Origin of the sequence: Kitasatospora hibisci (assembly GCF_043950205.1) — a bacterium.
Lineage (GTDB): Bacteria > Actinomycetota > Actinomycetes > Streptomycetales > Streptomycetaceae > Kitasatospora > Kitasatospora hibisci.
Genome location: NZ_CP171642.1, coordinates 5614269 through 5630642 on the forward strand (window position 1 = coordinate 5614269; position 16374 = coordinate 5630642).

The following is a 16374-nucleotide window of genomic DNA, read 5'->3' on the forward strand; positions in this document are numbered from 1 at the left end:
CGCATTGCTCCGGTACGGCCCGCGGGCTTCCGCGGGCCGTACGGGACAATGGGGTCATGCCCTCCGCACTTCCCGACGGCGAACCCGTGCCGTCCGACGGTTCCCTGCCCGCGCACGCCCTCGCCGGGCTCGGGCCGCGGCCGTTCGGCTTCTACCTGCACGTGCCGTACTGCGCGAGCCGCTGCGGCTACTGCGACTTCAACACCTACACCGCCACCGAGCTGCGCTCCTCGGGCGCGGTCGCCTCGCAGGAGACCTACGCGGACAACGTGGTCGCCGAGATCCGGCTGGCCCGGAAGGTGCTCGGCTCCGCCGAGCTGCCGGTGCGGACGGTCTTCCTCGGCGGCGGCACGCCCACCCTGCTGCCCGCCCGCGACCTGGTCCGGATGCTGGCCGCGATCCGGGAGGAGTTCGGGCTCGCCGAGGACGCCGAGGTCACCACCGAGGCCAACCCCGAGTCCGTCGACCCGGCCTACCTGGCCGAGCTGCGGGAGGGCGGCTACAACCGGATCTCCTTCGGCATGCAGTCGGCCCGCCCGCACGTGCTGCAGCTGCTGGACCGCCACCACACCCCCGGCCGCCCCGAGGCCTGCGTCGCCGAGGCCCGCGCGGCCGGCTTCGAGCACGTCAACCTCGACCTGATCTACGGCACCCCCGGCGAGTCCGACGACGACTGGCGGGCCTCCCTGGACGCCGCGATCGGCGCCGGACCGGACCACGTCTCGGCCTACTCGCTGATCGTCGAGGACGGCACCCGGCTCGCCGCCCGGGTCAAGCGCGGCGAGCTGCCGATGATCGACGACGACGTGCACGCCGACCGCTACCTGATCGCCGAGGAGGCGCTCGCCGACGCCGGCTACTCCTGGTACGAGGTCTCCAACTGGGCCACCACCCCCGAGGGCCGCTGCCGCCACAACGAGCTCTACTGGACCGGGGCCGACTGGTGGGGCGCCGGTCCCGGCGCGCACAGCCACGTCGGCGGCGTCCGCTGGTGGAACGCCAAGCACCCCGCCGCCTACGCGCAGGCGCTCGCCGAGGGCCGCACGCCCGCGCAGGGGCGCGAGCTCCTCTCCGCCGAGGACCGCCGGGTCGAGCGCATCCTGCTCGAACTGCGCCTCGCCGAGGGCGTCCCGCTCGACCTGCTCACCGGCACCGGCCGGGAGGCCGCCGACCGGGCCCTCGCCGACGGTCTGCTGGCCCCCGGCCCGTACGCCGCCGGCCGCGCCGCCCTCACCCTCCAGGGCCGCCTGCTGGCCGACGCCGTGGTGCGTGACCTGGTGGACTGACGTTCGTTGGCGTGGTGTCAGCCGTCGGAGCGAGCGTGCGATGACCGCCGTCGATGAGCGGACGACCGGGATCTCCCGGAACCTGGAGGTACCGGAAGGCGTCAAGGCCGAGCTCATCCACCGTGACTACCACGTCGAGCGGGAGCTGTACGCGGGCGGGGCGGTCCCGGCCTGCCTGATCGTGGACCCGATCAAGGGGGGTGTGCGTGCTGCTCACCGAGCCGAGCCGGACGACGGCTTCCGGCCTGCCGGACGACCTGTCCGAGCGGACGAGCAAGTTCGGCGAGCCGGTCCCGATCGATCCGCTCGGCGTGACGCTGGACACCGTCGGGTTCCGCTTCTTCGGCCGACCGGGGTCACTCCGGCAGGGTGACGAAGTCGATCAGCTCCTCGACCCGGCCCAGCAGCTCGGGCTCCAGGTCCTTGTAGGAGTCGACCCCCGAGAGGACCCGCTTCCACGCGGCGGGGGTGTCGACCGGCCAGCCGAGGCGGCGGCAGGTGCCCTCCTTCCAGTCCTCCCCGCGCGGGACGGCGGGCCAGGCCGGGATGCCGACGCTGGCCGGCTTCACCGCCTGCCAGATGTCGATGTAGGGGTGGCCGACCACCAGGACGGCCTCGCCGGTGACCCGGGCCGCGATCCGGTGCTCCTTGGTGCCGGGCAGCAGGTGGTCGACCAGGACGCCGAGGCGGCGGCCCGGGCCGGGGGCGAACTCGGCGACGATCGCCGGCAGGTCGTCCACGCCCTCCAGGTACTCGACCACCACGCCCTCGATCCGCAGGTCGTCACCCCAGACCCGCTCGACCAGCTCGGCGTCGTGCCGGCCCTCGACGTAGATCCGGGACTCGCGGGCCACCCGGGCACGGGCCCCGGGTACGGCCACCGAGCCGGAGGCCGTGCGCCCGGGAGTCCGGGCGGGGGCCGGCCCGGCGGGGCGCACCAGGGTGACGGTGCGGCCCTCCAGCAGGAAGCCGCGCGGCACCAGCGGGAAGACCCGGTGCTTGCCGAAACGGTCCTCCAGGGTGACGGTGAAGCCCTCGGCGGTCTTCTCGCAGCGCACCACCGCGCCGCAGAAGCCGGTCGCCGCCTCCTCCACCACCAGGTCCCGTTCGGCCGGTACCTCGGGGGCGGGCTGCTGCTTCTTCCACGGCGGGGTCAGGTCGGGTCCGTACTGGCGGCTTCGCATGCAGGCGACTATAGGCAGCGCCGCCGCGCCGCGCCGACGGCCCGTCACAGGCCCGGCGCGCCCCAGACCGGGAACCAGCGGGTGAGGTCCTTCTCCAGCCGCAGGTCGTTCCCGAGCGAGGCGCTGACCTGCAGCTCCAGCGGGCTGTTGCGCTTCTCGCCGCCGCCAGGCATCGGCGCGAACGGGTAGAAGGTGCCGCGCTTGTAGAGGTAGACCAGCGCCAGCGAGCGGCCCTGTTCGTCCCGGAACCCGACCATCGAGCAGAGCAACTGCGGGCCGAAGCCGTTCCCCTCCAGCTCGCTGTTGACCGCGTGCAGGTCGGTGACCAGCTCCGGCAGCTCCCCCGGCGGGTGCCGCACCAGCAGCCAGGAGTAGCCGTACGCGTCCGTGGAGGCCTCCACCGGGACGCCGCCGCGCCCGGTGTCGGCGTCCAGCAGCGCCCGCACCTGCCGCTCGACCTCGACGAAGGCGCCGCCCTCGACGGAGGCGAAGCAGACCGAGCCGAGCCCGGTCGGGCGGAAGCCGGAGGCCGCCTCCAGGGTCAGCGCGGCCGACGGCACGCCGAACAGCTGGTCGAGGTCGGGCTTGACCGGCTTGGTGCGGCCGAACAGCGCGTCCAGGATTCCCACGGCGGTCCCTTCCGAGGCGGCGGTCAGCGGCCGAGCCGGGCCGAGATCCGGGCCAGCTGCTCCAGCCGCCGCTCCAGCGAGGGGTGGGTGGAGAACAGCTGGGTGGCGGTCTCCCGGGCGCTCAGCGCGGGGGCGAAGTAGAAGGCGTTGTAGGGCTGCGCCTGGCGCAGGTCCTTGGTGGGGATCGCGGCGATCTGCCCGGTCACCTTGGTCAGCGCCGAGGCGAGCGCGCTGGGCCGGCCGGTGAGCTGGGCGGCGGCACGGTCGGCGGCCAGCTCCCGGTAGCGGGAGAGCAGCCTGGTCAGCAGGAAGCTGATCGCGTAGACCACCACCGACACCAGCGGGATGATCAGTGCGACGATCGCGGCGTTGGAGTCGTTGTTGCTCCGGCCGCCGGCGAACCCGCCGTACACCGCGATCCGGGTCATCGCCCCGGCCAGTACCCCGAGGAAGCCGGCGACGGTCATCACCGCGACGTCCCGGTGGGCGACGTGCGACAGCTCGTGCGCGAGGACGCCCTCCAGCTCCTCCGGCTCCAGTCGCCGCAGCAGGCCGGTGGTGACGCACACCACCGCGTTCTGCGGGTTGCGGCCGGTGGCGAAGGCGTTCGGCATGTCGTTGTCGGCGACCGCCACCCGGGGCTTGGGCATGTCGGCGAGCGCGCAGAGCCGGTCGACGGCGCCGTGCAGCTGGGGGTACTGCTCGGGGGTCACCCGGTGGGCGCCCATCGCCCGCTCGGTGATCTTGTCGCTGAACCAGAACTGGGCGACGAACAGGCCGCCGGAGATCAGCACGATCAGCGGCCAGGCGCCGCGCAACAGCGCGATCAGCAGTCCGGTGAAGCCGACGTAGAGCAGGCCGATGAAGAACATCGTGGCGACCATCCGGCCGGTGAGGCCGCGGTCCGGTGCGAAGCGGGTGGGCTGGCCCGAGGTCGACATCGCTGTCCTCCGTTCGCCGTCTGTTGTCGATGCTCCCACTCGGACCGGCGCGGGGCATCATCCGGCGCGCGGCCCGCCGTCGCGGACTGCGGGCAGGATCACCCCGGCCGGGCCGTTCCTGCGGTGGGACCCGGGCCTTACACTGGCAGATACGGTTCTGGCACTCGTGTGTTCAGAGTGCCAGGAGCGGGGTCGCCCGGTTCGGCCCGGAACGTGCAGGTACGGAACACATGTCACAACGGACAACGTGCGAAGACGGAGGTGCGTGCCCCATGGCCGGTGAGGTCCGCCAGCTGGACGACCGCAAGCTCGCGGTGCTTCGCGCCATCGTCCAGGACTACGTGGGCACCGAGGAGCCGGTCGGTTCCAAGGCCCTGGTCGAGCGGCACAACCTCGGTGTGTCACCGGCGACGGTCCGCAACGACATGTCGGCGCTGGAGGAGGACGGCTACATCCATCAGCCGCACACCAGCGCGGGGCGGATCCCCACCGACAAGGGGTACCGCCTCTTCGTCGACAAGCTGGCCGAGGTCAAGCCGATGAGCGCGCCCGAGCGGCGGGCGATCCGGCACTTCCTGGACGGTGCCGTCGACCTCGACGACGTGGTCGCCCGCACGGTCCGGCTGCTCGCCCAGCTGACCCGCCAGGTCGCGGTGGTCCAGTACCCCTCGCTGTCCCGTTCCACCGTGCGGCACATCGAGCTGGTGGCCCTGGGCCCGGGCAAGGTGATGCTGGTGCTGATCACCAACACCGGCCGGGTCGAGCAGCGGATGGTCGACTGCCCCGGTGCCGTCGGCGAGGCGGTCCTCGCGGACCTGCGCGCCAAGGTCAACACGCGGGCCGTCGGCCGGCGGCTGCCGGAGGTCCCGGGGCTGCTGGAGGACCTGCCGGCGCTGTTCGAGGCGGCCGACCGGCCGACCGTCACCACCATCCTGGCGACGCTGTTCGAGGCGCTCGCCGAGCAGAACGAGGAGCGGATCATGCTGGCCGGCACGGCCAACCTGACCCGTTTCGGCCACGACTTCCCGCTGACCATCCAGCCGGTGCTCGAAGCGCTGGAGGAGCAGGTCGTCCTGCTCCGCCTCCTGGGTGAGACCGCGGACGCCGGGATGACGGTGCGGATCGGCCGCGAGAACGCCTACGAAGGGCTCAATTCCACTTCGGTCGTCTCGGTCGGTTACGGTTCGGGCGACGAGAGCGTGGCCAAACTGGGTGTGATCGGTCCGACCCGGATGGACTATCCGGGCACAATGGGGGCGGTGCGAGCGGTGGCACGGTACCTCGGCCAGATCCTGGCCGAGTCGTAGGAACGGCCGCCGTCGGGAATTCCGGCGGTGGTCCCAGTCGCAGGCACTTCTACAGGCGGAACAAGCGGAGCATTTGGTGGCCACGGACTACTACGCGGTACTCGGCGTCCGACGGGATGCGGGGCAGGACGAGATCAAGAAGGCGTTCCGGCGCCTGGCACGCGAACTGCACCCGGACGTCAACCCGGACCCGAAGACGCAGGAGCGGTTCAAGGAGATCAACGCCGCCTACGAGGTGCTCTCCGACCCGCAGAAGCGGCAGGTCTACGACCTCGGCGGGGACCCGCTCTCCCCGAACGGCGGCGCGGGAGCGGGAGGCTTCGGCGCCGGCGCGGCGGGCTTCGGCTTCTCCGACATCATGGACGCCTTCTTCGGCGCCGCCTCCGGCCAGCGCGGCCCGCGCTCGCGGACCCGGCGCGGCCAGGACGCCATGATCCGCCTGGAGATCACCCTGGAGGAGGCCGCGTTCGGCACCACCAAGGAGCTCCAGGTCGACACCGCCGTCACCTGCACCACCTGCAGCGGTGAGGGCGCCGCGCCCGGCACCTCCGCGCAGACCTGCGACATGTGCCGCGGCAAGGGCGAGGTCTCCCAGGTCACCCGGTCCTTCCTGGGCCAGGTCATGACCTCCCGCCCCTGCCCGCAGTGCCAGGGCTTCGGCACCGTCGTGCCGACCCCGTGCCCCGAGTGCGCCGGCGACGGCCGGGTCCGCGCCCGCCGGACCCTGACCGTCAAGATCCCGGCCGGTGTCGACAACGGCACCCGGATCCAGCTGGCCGGCGAGGGCGAGGTCGGCCCCGGCGGCGGCCCCGCCGGCGACCTCTACGTCGAGATCGCCGAGAGCACCCACACCGTCTTCCAGCGCCGCGGGGACGACCTGCACTGCACGGTGACCATCCCGATGACGGCCGCCGCGCTGGGCACCCAGGTGCCGCTGCAGACGCTGGACGGCCTGGAGGAGGTCGACATCCGGCCCGGCACCCAGTCCGGCCAGTCGATCCCGCTGCACGGCCGCGGCATCACCCATCTGCGCGGCACCGGCCGGGGCGACCTGATAGTGCATGTCGAGGTGCAGACGCCCACCAAGCTCGACCCCGAGCAGGAGGAGCTGCTGCGCCGCCTGGCGGTGCTGCGCGGCGAGGAACGGCCGGCCGGCCAGTTCGCGCCGGGCCAGCAGGGGCTGTTCTCCCGGCTGAAGGACGCCTTCAACGGCCGCTGACCCCGGTCCGACGGACGGTCGCCGACCGGGCCGTCGCCCGCACCGCCGGTGCCCGGTGATCCGCGAGGGTCGCCGGGCGCCGTCGTTCCCCCGCCCGTCCCACCTCCAGGAACCGCCATGACCGCGCCCGTGTTCGTCGTCGAGACCGCGCAGCTCGCCACCGCCGCACCCGGCGCGGTGGTCCGGCTGGACGGCCCGGAGGGGCGGCACGCCGCGGCCGTCAAGCGGCTGGAGCCGGGCGAGGCGGTGACCCTCGCGGACGGCCTCGGCCTCGGCGTGGACGGCACGGTCGCCGCGGTGCACGGCAAGGACGCCGTGGACGTGGCGGTGGCCGCCGTCCGCCGGGAGCCCGAGCCGGCCCCTCGGATCGTCGTCGTCCAGGCGCTGCCCAAGGGCGACCGGGGTGAGCTGGCCGTGGAGACCATGACCGAGGTCGGCGTGGACGCGGTGATCCCGTGGTCGGCCTCCCGCTGCATCACCCAGTGGAAGGGCGAGCGCGGCGCCAAGGCGCTCGCCAAGTGGCGGTCCACCGCGCGCGAGGCCGGCAAGCAGTCCCGCCGGCTGCGCTTCCCCGAGGTCCGCGAGCCGATGACGACCCGCCAGCTGGCCCCGGTGCTGGCCGCCGCCGCGTTCGCCGGGGTGCTGCACGAGGAGGGCGCCGAGCCGCTGGCCGGCGCCGCCCTGCCCGCCGCGGGGGACATCGTGCTGGTGGTCGGCCCCGAGGGCGGCGTCTCGCCGGAGGAGCTGGCCGCCTTCGCCGAGGCCGGCGCCAAGCCCTACCGGCTCGGCGCCTCGGTGCTGCGCACCTCGACCGCCGGGGTGGCCGCCGGCGCCCTGCTGCTGGGCCGCACCGGCCGCTGGGGCTGACCCGACGCCCCGGGGCGACGGCCGCCTCCCCGGCCACCGCCGTCGCCCGCAGGAGTCGGCTGTTGCCGAAAAGCCGGTGTGCCGTGCGCGTACGTGCCTAGGCTGGCGGCGTGAGCGAATCCCCGAGCACCTCCGCCGGCGCCTACCTGCGCCACCCGCACCTGCACGGTGACCTGGTCACCTTCGTGGCCGAGAACGACGTCTGGCTGGCTCCGGTGGACGGTGGCCGGGCCTGGCGGCTGACCGCCGACCACGCCCCGGTCCGCTACCCGCGCTTCTCCCCGGACGGCCGGCACATCGCCTTCACCTCCACCCGGGACGGCGCCCCCGAGGTGCACGTCGCCCCGGTGGACGGCGGCCCGTCCCGGCGGCTGACCTACTGGGGCAGCGGCCAGACCCGGCTGGAGGGGTGGACGGCCGACGGCCGGCCGGTCGCCACCACCACCGCCGGGCAGTCCACGCTGCGCCGCACCTGGGCGCACGCGGTGCCGCTGGACGGCGGCGAGCCGGTCCGGTTGCCGTACGGGCCGATCGGCGGGCTGGCGTTCGAACCGGACGGCGACCGGGTGCTGCTCTCCACCGTGAACAACCGGGAGCCGGCCTGGTGGAAGCGGTACCGGGGTGGCCGGGCCGGCAAGCTCTGGATCGGCCGCGAGGAGTTCGTCCGGGTCCACGAGGACCTCGACGGCCAGCTGTCCTCGCCGCTCTGGGTCGGCGACCGGATCGCCTTCCTCGCCGACCACGAGGGCGTCGGCGAGCTCTACTCCAGCCTCCCCGACGGCTCCGACCTGCGCCGCCACACCACCTCGCCGGACGGTTTCTACGCCCGCAACGCGAGCACCGACGGCACCCGGGTGGTCTGGCACGGCGCCGGCGACCTCTGGCTGCTGGACGACCTGGCCGGCGCCGAGCCGCGCCGCCTGGACATCCGCCCGGCCGGCCAGCGGGCCGGGCGCCGCCCCCGACCGGTGCACGCCGCGCACTGGCTGGAGACCGCCGCCCCCGACCGCACCGGCCGGGCCGGAGCCGTCGTCGTGCGCGGCACCGTGCACTGGCTGACCCACCGGGAGGGCCCGGCCCGGGTGCTGGACGAGACACCCGGCGTCCGTGGCCGGCAGGCCCGGGTGGTGCCGGGCGAGGACGGCGGGCAGGGCGTGCTCTGGGTGACCGACGCGGACGGCGACGACGCACTGGAGTACGCCCCCGCCGTGCTCGGCGCCGAGCGCCGCCGGCTGGCCGGCGGCCGGCTCGGCCGGGTCCGCTCGCTGGTCGTCTCGCCGGACGGCAAGCAGGCGGCGGTCGGCTCGCACGACGGCCGGGTGCTGCTGGTCGCGCTCGCCGACGGCACCGTGCACGAGCTGGAGCGCAGCACCGACGGCGAGGTCAGCGGCCTGGCGTTCAGCCCCGACTCGGCCTGGCTGGCCTGGTCCCGTCCGGCCCCCGGCATGGGCCCCTTCTCGCTGCGCCAGATCGTGCTCGCCAACCTGGCCACCCGCACGGTCAGCGAGGTCACCCCGCAGCGGTTCGTCGACACCTCGCCGGCCTTCACCTCCGACGGCCGCCACCTGGCGTTCCTCTCGGTGCGCAACTTCGACCCGGTCTACGACTCGCACGTCTTCGACCTGTCGTTCCCCAACGGCTGCCGCCCGTACCTGGTCACGCTGGCCGCCGACACCCCGTCCCCGTTCGGGCCGCAGCGGGCCGGGCGGCCGGTCGGCGGGGAGGACGAGGACTCCAAGGGCCGGAAGGCCGACGGCGAGGAGTCCGCCGGGGACGCGCCGCCGGTCACCCGGGTCGACCTGGACGGCATCGCCGACCGGATCATCCCGTTCCCGGTCGAGGGCGGCCGGTTCGGCGCCCTGCGCGCAGCCAAGGACGCCGTGCTCTGGACGAGGGTCCCGCTGATCGGTGAGCTCGGCGACGAGGCGGCCTCGCTGGAGGACGAGCGGCCGCGCCCGGCGCTGGAGCGGTTCGACCTGCGCAAGCGCCGGGCCGAGCAGCTGGTCGACGGCCTCGACGGGTTCGCGGTGAGCGGTGACGGCAGCCGGATCGCCGTGCTGGACGAGGGCGGGCTGCGGATCGTCCCGGCCGACCACAAGGCGGGCGAGGACGACGAGGTCGACGTCGACCTCACCCGGCTGCGGGTGACCGTCGACCCGGCGGCGGAGTGGCGGCAGATGTACGAGGAGAACGGCCGCCTGATGCGCGACAACTTCTGGCGCCCCGACCTCGACGGGGTGGACTGGGCCGGCGTGCTGGACCGCTACCGGCCGCTGGTCGACCGGGTCGGCTCGCACGACGACCTGGTGGACGTGCTCTGGGAGGTGCACGGCGAGCTCGGCACCTCGCACGCCTACGTGCTGCCGCACGGCGTCCACACCGAGGCCGCCCGCCGGCAGGGTCTGCTCGGCGCGGACCTCGTCAGGGACGGGGACGTCTGGCGGATCGCCCGCATCCTGCCGGGCGAGTCCTCCGACCCGCGGGCCCGCTCGCCGCTGGCCGCGCCCGGCGCCGCGATCCGGCCGGGCGACGCGATCCTCGCCGTCAACGGCCGCCCGGTGGACCGGGTCACCGGTCCGGCGCCGCTGCTGGCCGGCACCGCCGGGCAGCCGGTCGAGCTGACCGTGGCCGGCAAGGACGGCACCGACCAGCGCCACCCGGTGGTCGTCCCGCTGGCCGACGACGAGCCGCTGCGCTACCACGACTGGGTGTCCGGCCGGCGGGCCGCCGTGCGCGAGCTGTCCGGCGGCCGGCTCGGCTACCTGCACATCCCCGACATGCAGACCACCGGCTGGGCGCAGATCCACCGGGACCTGCGCTCCGAGATGGCCAAGGAGGGCGTGATCGTCGACATCCGGGAGAACCGGGGCGGCCACACCTCCCAGCTGGTGATCGAGAAGCTGGCCCGCCGGATCGTCGGCTGGGACGTCGCCCGGGACATCACCAGCCCGGTGCCCTACCCCGGCGACGCCCCGCGCGGGCCGGTGGTGGCGCTCGCCGACGAGTACTCCGGCTCGGACGGCGACATCGTCAACGCCGCCATCCAGGCGCTCAAGCTCGGCCCGGTGGTCGGCACCCGGACGTGGGGCGGGGTGATCGGCATCGACAGCCGCTACAGCCTGGTCGACGGCACGCTGGTGACCCAGCCCAAGTACGCCTTCTGGCTGGAGGGCTACGGCTGGGGTGTGGAGAACCACGGCGTCGACCCGGACGTCGAGGTGCCGTTCGCACCGCACCACTGGGCCGCGGGGGAGGACCCGCAGCTGGCGGAGGGCGTCCGGATCGCGCTGGCCGCCCTGGCCGAGACCCCGGCCAAGACGCCGCCGCCGATGCCCTGGCAGTAGCCGTGGGGGAACGGGGGGTCGGCCGGTCCGACCTCCCGCTCCGGGCCTGGGTAGGATGCGGGGCTGTTCTTGATCATCGGTAGGTACGGGGGCGGTCGTGGCACAGGGATATCCACCGGGTTTGTACGGTTCACAGCAGTACGCCCCGCAGCAGTACGCCCAGCAGCCGTACCCGCCCCAGCAGCAGTACGGCGGGCAGCCCCAGTCCTACGGGCACCCGCAGCAGTACGCGCAGGCCCAGCCGTACGGCCACCCGCAGTCCTACGGGCAGGAGCCGCAGCAGCCGCCCCACGCCCGGGTGCCCCGGCCGAAGGAGGCGAGCGGCTTCCGCCGCTACCCGGCGATCATCCTCGACTGGCTGCTCGCCGTCGTCCTGGGCGTCATCGCCGCCAAGGCCGTCGGCGGTCCGAAGAGCGACCACCCCGGCTCGTACTTCATGGCCCTGCTCGCCGTCGGCTTCGGCGTCTCCTACGTCAACCAGGTGCTGTTCGCCCGGCTCACCGGCTTCAGCGTGGGCAAGGGGCTGATGGCGCTCCGGGTGATCCGCAAGAAGGACGGCAGCCGCCCGCACACCTGGCGGCTCACCAAGCGCTGGGCGATCGGCTTCGTGATCATCGCGGTCTCGCTGATCACCGAGGACTTCGAGGACGGGGAGGTCTTCGGCGTCCGCGTGGTGCGCCGGAAGCATCTGAGCGACTACCAGCAGGCCGCGGCGCGGCTCGGCTAGCATGCGGCCGTACACCCCGACCGACACCGTGCGACACCGCGAGGAGACCCCGATGGCCGGCGAGCCGCAGTCCGACTGCCTGTTCTGCAAGATCGTGGCGGGCGAGATCCCGGCCACCGTGGTGCGCAAGACCGAGCGCACCCTCGCCTTCCGCGACATCGCCCCGAAGGCCCCGACGCACGTCCTGGTCATCCCGCACGTCCACTACCCGAACGCCGCCGCGCTCGCCGCGGCCGAGCCGGAGATCGCCGGCGAGCTGCTCGCCGAGGCCGGCCGGGTCGCCGAGGACGAGGGCATCCGGGACTATCGTCTGATCTTCAACACCGGTGCCGGCGCGGGACAGACCATCTTCCACGCGCACGTCCACGTGCTCGGCGGCATCCCGATGAACGAGCGCATGGTCTGACCGACGTGTCACAGCGCGAACTCGTCGTCCTCGGCACCGCCAGCCAGGTGCCGACCCGCCACCGCAACCACAACGGCTACCTGCTGCGCTGGGACGGCGAGGGCCTGCTGTTCGACCCGGGCGAGGGCACCCAGCGGCAGATGCTGCACGCAGGGGTCTCCGCCACCCAGCTGACCCGGATCGCCGTGACGCACTTCCACGGCGACCACAGCCTGGGCCTCGCCGGGGTGATCCAGCGGATCAACCTGGACCGCGTGCCGCACCCGGTGGACGTCTACTTCCCGGCCTCCGGCGAGGTCTACTTCGAGCGGCTGCGGCACGCCACCGCCTTCCACGAGACGGCCGTGCTGCGCCCCCGCCCGATCGACGAGCCCGGCCCGCTGCCGGCTCCCGGCGCCCGCTTCGCGCTGGACGCCGTCCGGCTCTCGCACCCGGTCGAGTCCTTCGGCTACCGGCTCACCGAGCCGGACGGCCGCCGGCTGGTGCCGGAGCGGCTCGCCGCCCTCGGCATCGCCGGGCCGGACGTCGGCCGGCTGCAGCACCTCGGGGCGATCGAGGTGGGCGGCCGGCAGGTGACCCTGGACCAGGTCAGCGAGCCCCGGCCCGGCCAGAGCTTCGCCTTCGTGATGGACACCCGGCTCTGCGACGGCGTCCACGAGCTCGCCGAGCGGACCGACCTGCTGGTCATCGAGGCGACCTTCACCGACGCCGACGCCCGGCTCGCCGAGGAGCACGGCCACCTCACCGCGGGCCAGGCCGCCAAGGTGGCCGCCGAGGCAGGCGTCCGGACCCTGGTGCTGACCCACTTCTCGCAGCGCTACCCGGACCTCGGCCAGCACCTCGCCGACGCCCGCAAGCACTTCGACGGCACGGTGGTGCTCGCCGAGGACCTCGCCCGGGTGCCCGTGCCGCCCCGGCGCCGGCCGTGACCGTCCGCCGCGGCCCGGGCCGGGACCGGGCGGCGACCGGGGCGCGGCCGACCGGCGGACCGGCCGCGGGCGGCCCGGAAAACCGCTCGCGCCGCCCCGCGATCTGCCGCAGCATCGTCGGGTGCGGCCCCGCCGCCCGCCGCGGCGATCACGCGCGCGGCGTACCCTGGTGCCCCGGAGAGAACCGAGCGGCCCACGAGAGACGGATGGGATGAGGCAGGCCTCAGCGCCGACCTATGAGTGACACATCGCAGACCCGTACCAACGGACAGTCGCGCCCCGAGACGGCCGGCGACGGCCGCGTCAGCGCCCGGATCGTCGTCCCCGAGAAGCACCCGATGGTCACCCTGCTCGGCACCGCCGACTCGCTGCTGCGGGTGATCGAACGGGGCTTCCCCGCCGCCGACATCCACGTCCGCGGCAACGAGGTGACCGCCACCGGAGAGCGCGCCGAGGTGGCCCTCGTCCAGCAGCTCTTCAACGAGATGATGCTGGTGCTGCGCACTGGCCAGCCCCTGACGGAGGACTCCGTGGAGCGCTCCATCGCGATGCTCCGGAGCGCCGTCGACGACCCTGACAGCCCGGCGCCGTCCCAGGTGTTCACCGCGAACATCCTGTCCAACCGGGGCCGCACCATCCGCCCCAAGACCCTCAACCAGCAGCGCTACGTCGACGCGATCGACAGGCACACGATCGTCTTCGGCCTCGGCCCGGCCGGTACCGGCAAGACCTACCTCGCGATGGCCAAGGCCGTCCAGGCCCTCCAGGCCAAGGAGGTCAACCGGATCATCCTGACCCGCCCGGCCGTCGAGGCGGGGGAACGGCTGGGCTTCCTGCCCGGCACCCTCTTCGAGAAGATCGACCCGTATCTGCGCCCGCTCTACGACGCGCTGCACGACATGATGGACCCGGACTCCATCCCGCGGCTGATGGCGGCCGGCACCATCGAGGTGGCCCCGCTCGCCTACATGCGCGGCCGCACCCTCAACGACGCCTTCATCATCCTGGACGAGGCCCAGAACACCTCGCCCGAGCAGATGAAGATGTTCCTCACCCGCCTCGGGTTCAACTCCCGGGTGGTCGTCACCGGCGACACCAGCCAGATCGACCTCCCGGGCGGCACCCGCAGCGGCCTCAAGGTCGTCCAGGAGATCCTGGCCGACGTGCCCGACATCCACTTCTCCGTCCTCACCAGCACCGACGTGGTCCGCCACAAGCTGGTCGGCCGGATCGTGGACGCCTACGAGCGCTGGGACGCCCGCCAGGAGGCCGAGGACACCGCTCCGACGGCCGCCCGCAAGCCCGCCCAGCGGCGTACCGGCAAGGCGACCGCGCCCCGCGCACCCCGACAGTCCCATCGCACCGAAAGCTGAGTAACCAGCCCGTCATGTCGATCGACATCGCCAACGAGTCCGGTTGGGACGCCGACGAGGAAGCCATCCTCGACGTCGCCCGCTACGCACTGGACAAGATGCGGATCCACCCGCAGTCCGAACTGTCCGTGATCCTGGTGGACGGTGCGGCGATGGAGGAGCTGCACATCCAGTGGATGGACCTCCCGGGCCCGACGGACGTGATGTCCTTCCCGATGGACGAGCTGCGCCCCGGCAAGGAGGGCGAGGAGCTGCCGCAGGGCCTGCTCGGCGACATCGTGCTCTGCCCCGAGGTCGCCGAGCAGCAGGGCAAGGCGGCGCCGTCCAAGCACTCGATGGACGAGGAGCTGCAGCTGCTGACCGTCCACGGCGTGCTGCACGTGCTCGGCTACGACCACGAGGAGCCGGACGAGGAGGAGGAGATGTTCGGCCTCCAGAAGGCCATCCTGGACGGCTGGCGGGCCGGCCGCGGCCTCGGCGGCATCTCCCCGGCCCCCACCACCCACTGAGCGCGGAGCCCGAACCCCTGTGAGTGGTGAGAGTACGAGCTTCATCCTCGGTGCCGTGCTGCTCGTCGTGCTCGGCTGGCTGGCCGCGTGCGCCGAAGCGGGCATCTCCCGCGTGTCGAGGTTCCGTGCGGAGGAGGCCGTCCGGGCCGGGCGGCGCGGGTCGGCCCGGCTGCTGACGGTGGCCTCCGACCCGATCCGCTACCTCAACCTGGCCACCCTGATCCGGGTGGCCAGCGAGATGGCGGCCGCGGTGCTGGTCACCGTGGTCTGCGTGCGCAACCTCGACGAGACCTGGCAGGCCGTGCTGCTGGCGTTCGGCGTGATGGTGCTGGTGTCGTTCGTGGCGGTCGGCGTCTCGCCGCGCACGATCGGCCGCCAGCACCCGCTGACCACCGCGACGGCGGCCTCCTTCGTGCTGCTTCCGCTGGCCGCCGTGCTCGGCCCGATCCCGAAGCTGCTGATCCTGCTCGGCAACGCGCTGACCCCCGGCAAGGGCTACAAGGAGGGTCCGTTCGCCTCCGAGGCGGAGCTGCGGGCCCTGGTCGACCTCGCCGAGAAGAACGACGTGATCGAGGACGAGGAGCGCCGGATGGTGCACTCCGTCTTCGAGCTGGGCGACACCATCGTCCGCGAGGTGATGGTGCCGCGCACCGACCTGGTGATGATCGAGCGGCACAAGACCGTCCGGCAGGCGCTCACCCTGGCGCTGCGCTCGGGCTTCTCGCGGATCCCGGTGGTCGGCGACAACGAGGACGACGTGGTCGGCATCGTCTACCTCAAGGACCTCGTCCGCCGCACCCACGTGAACCGGGAGTCCGAGTCGGACGAGGTCGGCAGCGTGATGCGGCCGGCCGTGTTCGTCCCGGACTCCAAGCCGGCCGCCGACCTGCTGCGCGAGATGCAGCAGATCCGCTCGCACGTCGCGATCGTGATCGACGAGTACGGCGGCACGGCCGGGCTGGTCACCATCGAGGACATCCTGGAGGAGATCGTCGGCGAGATCACCGACGAGTACGACCGCGAGATCGCGCCGGTGGAGGACCTCGGGGACGGCTCGTACCGGATCACCGCCCGGCTGCTGGTCGAGGACCTGGGCGAGCTGTTCGGGATCGAGCTGGAGGACGAGGACGTCGAGACCGTCGGCGGCCTGCTGGCCAAGCACCTCGGCCGGGTGCCGATCCCGGGCTCGTCCTGCGAGATCCCGCTCCCGGAGGACACCACCTCCACGCTGTCCGGCATCCGGCTCACCGCGGAGAGCTCGGCCGGCCGGCGCAACCGGATCGGCTCGATGGTCGCCCTCCCGGTCCGCCGGGCCGCCGACCGGCCCGTCGAGGAGGTCGGCGAGTAGCGCCCGGGCGGCGGCGGGGCGACGATGGCGTCATGAGTCATCTACTGCGTGCGGAGTACGGCCCGCAGGGTCGGTCGGCCGGGGCGAGGACCTGGCACGTCGTCCGGGCCTCCGATCCCGCGACGGCCCTCTGCGGCCGCACGATGGACACCGACGCCGAGACCCGGGCGGAGGAGGAGTGGGGCACCGGGCTGCGCTGCTGCCAGCAGTGCGGCTCGCTCTACATGCACGAGGTGCCGCACATGGAGGGGAGCCACCCCTACAGCTAGCCCCGGCCGGGCGCTCCCGGGATTCCGGAGTAGCGT

15 protein-coding genes are annotated in these 16374 nt (G+C 73.5%); 12 read left to right on the forward strand and 3 right to left on the reverse strand.

The features are described 5' to 3' along the window. Positions 1-56: 56 nt before the first annotated feature. The gene (gene hemW / locus ACF9IK_RS24520; RefSeq protein ID WP_395296252.1) at positions 57-1286 is read left to right on the forward strand and encodes a radical SAM family heme chaperone HemW; all 1230 of its coding nucleotides are present in this window, start codon (positions 57-59) and stop codon (positions 1284-1286) included. Between the two features lie 356 nt (positions 1287-1642). Here the strand turns inward: hemW and ACF9IK_RS24525 are convergent, their stop codons facing one another. The 3 genes from ACF9IK_RS24525 to htpX are packed head-to-tail and all read right to left on the reverse strand — an operon-like array spanning position 1643 to position 4040. After that, positions 1643-2470: a DUF3097 domain-containing protein gene (locus tag ACF9IK_RS24525; RefSeq protein ID WP_395296253.1), complete on the reverse strand. Its 828-nt coding sequence runs from the start codon at positions 2468-2470 to the stop codon at positions 1643-1645. A gap of 44 nt (positions 2471-2514) precedes the next feature. Then, positions 2515-3099, reverse strand: a complete 585-nt coding sequence (gene pspAB / locus ACF9IK_RS24530) for a PspA-associated protein PspAB (RefSeq protein WP_395296254.1) — start codon at positions 3097-3099, stop codon at positions 2515-2517. Between the two features lie 23 nt (positions 3100-3122). Continuing rightward, positions 3123-4040, reverse strand: coding sequence for a zinc metalloprotease HtpX (htpX, locus tag ACF9IK_RS24535; protein ID WP_238741080.1), 918 nt, complete (start codon positions 4038-4040; stop codon positions 3123-3125). Positions 4041-4312: 272 nt separating this feature from the next. On the opposite strand from htpX, the gene hrcA reads away from it, so the two are divergent. The 11 genes from hrcA (at position 4313) to ACF9IK_RS24590 (ending at position 16338) form a co-directional block, all read left to right on the forward strand. Next, the gene (gene hrcA, locus ACF9IK_RS24540; protein WP_395296255.1) at positions 4313-5347 is read left to right on the forward strand and encodes a heat-inducible transcriptional repressor HrcA; all 1035 of its coding nucleotides are present in this window, start codon (positions 4313-4315) and stop codon (positions 5345-5347) included. A 76-nt stretch (positions 5348-5423) separates the two neighbouring features. Continuing rightward, on the forward strand, positions 5424-6566 hold the full coding sequence (dnaJ, locus tag ACF9IK_RS24545) for a molecular chaperone DnaJ (protein ID WP_395296256.1): 1143 nt from the start codon (positions 5424-5426) through the stop codon (positions 6564-6566). Between the two features lie 117 nt (positions 6567-6683). Further along, complete coding sequence (locus ACF9IK_RS24550) at positions 6684-7433, forward strand: 16S rRNA (uracil(1498)-N(3))-methyltransferase (RefSeq protein ID WP_395296257.1); 750 nt, start codon at positions 6684-6686, stop codon at positions 7431-7433. A gap of 110 nt (positions 7434-7543) precedes the next feature. Beyond that, positions 7544-10777, forward strand: coding sequence for a S41 family peptidase (locus ACF9IK_RS24555; RefSeq protein ID WP_395296258.1), 3234 nt, complete (start codon positions 7544-7546; stop codon positions 10775-10777). A 121-nt stretch (positions 10778-10898) separates the two neighbouring features. Next, positions 10899-11504, forward strand: coding sequence for an RDD family protein (locus tag ACF9IK_RS24560; protein ID WP_395296259.1), 606 nt, complete (start codon positions 10899-10901; stop codon positions 11502-11504). A 52-nt stretch (positions 11505-11556) separates the two neighbouring features. Beyond that, positions 11557-11910 (forward strand): histidine triad nucleotide-binding protein, encoded by a 354-nt coding sequence (locus ACF9IK_RS24565; RefSeq protein ID WP_395298673.1) that lies wholly within the window; start codon positions 11557-11559, stop codon positions 11908-11910. Positions 11911-11915: 5 nt separating this feature from the next. Further along, on the forward strand, positions 11916-12839 hold the full coding sequence (locus ACF9IK_RS24570) for a ribonuclease Z (protein WP_395296260.1): 924 nt from the start codon (positions 11916-11918) through the stop codon (positions 12837-12839). 236 nt (positions 12840-13075) lie between these two features. Continuing rightward, positions 13076-14212 carry a PhoH family protein gene (locus tag ACF9IK_RS24575; RefSeq protein WP_395296261.1) on the forward strand — a complete coding sequence of 379 codons (1137 nt, stop codon included), beginning with the start codon at positions 13076-13078 and terminating at the stop codon, positions 14210-14212. Between the two features lie 14 nt (positions 14213-14226). Continuing rightward, the gene (ybeY, locus tag ACF9IK_RS24580; RefSeq protein ID WP_238741059.1) at positions 14227-14721 is read left to right on the forward strand and encodes an rRNA maturation RNase YbeY; all 495 of its coding nucleotides are present in this window, start codon (positions 14227-14229) and stop codon (positions 14719-14721) included. Positions 14722-14740: 19 nt separating this feature from the next. After that, on the forward strand, positions 14741-16069 hold the full coding sequence (locus ACF9IK_RS24585; RefSeq protein ID WP_395296262.1) for a hemolysin family protein: 1329 nt from the start codon (positions 14741-14743) through the stop codon (positions 16067-16069). A gap of 32 nt (positions 16070-16101) precedes the next feature. Next, positions 16102-16338, forward strand: coding sequence for a hypothetical protein (locus ACF9IK_RS24590; protein WP_395296263.1), 237 nt, complete (start codon positions 16102-16104; stop codon positions 16336-16338). Positions 16339-16374: the final 36 nt, after the last annotated feature.

Excerpts from the sequence above, each read along its gene's own strand:
- hemW (WP_395296252.1), top strand. The coding sequence starts at position 57 with ATGCCCTCCGCACTTCCCGACGGCGAACCCGTGCCGTCCGACGGTTCC.
- ACF9IK_RS24525 (WP_395296253.1), bottom strand. The coding sequence starts at position 2,470 with ATGCGAAGCCGCCAGTACGGACCCGACCTGACCCCGCCGTGGAAGAAG.
- htpX (WP_238741080.1), bottom strand. The coding sequence starts at position 4,040 with ATGTCGACCTCGGGCCAGCCCACCCGCTTCGCACCGGACCGCGGCCTC.
- hrcA (WP_395296255.1), top strand. The coding sequence starts at position 4,313 with ATGGCCGGTGAGGTCCGCCAGCTGGACGACCGCAAGCTCGCGGTGCTT.
- ACF9IK_RS24550 (WP_395296257.1), top strand. The coding sequence starts at position 6,684 with ATGACCGCGCCCGTGTTCGTCGTCGAGACCGCGCAGCTCGCCACCGCC.
- ACF9IK_RS24565 (WP_395298673.1), top strand. The coding sequence starts at position 11,557 with ATGGCCGGCGAGCCGCAGTCCGACTGCCTGTTCTGCAAGATCGTGGCG.
- ACF9IK_RS24575 (WP_395296261.1), top strand. The coding sequence starts at position 13,076 with ATGAGTGACACATCGCAGACCCGTACCAACGGACAGTCGCGCCCCGAG.
- ybeY (WP_238741059.1), top strand. The coding sequence starts at position 14,227 with ATGTCGATCGACATCGCCAACGAGTCCGGTTGGGACGCCGACGAGGAA.
- ACF9IK_RS24590 (WP_395296263.1), top strand. The coding sequence starts at position 16,102 with ATGAGTCATCTACTGCGTGCGGAGTACGGCCCGCAGGGTCGGTCGGCC.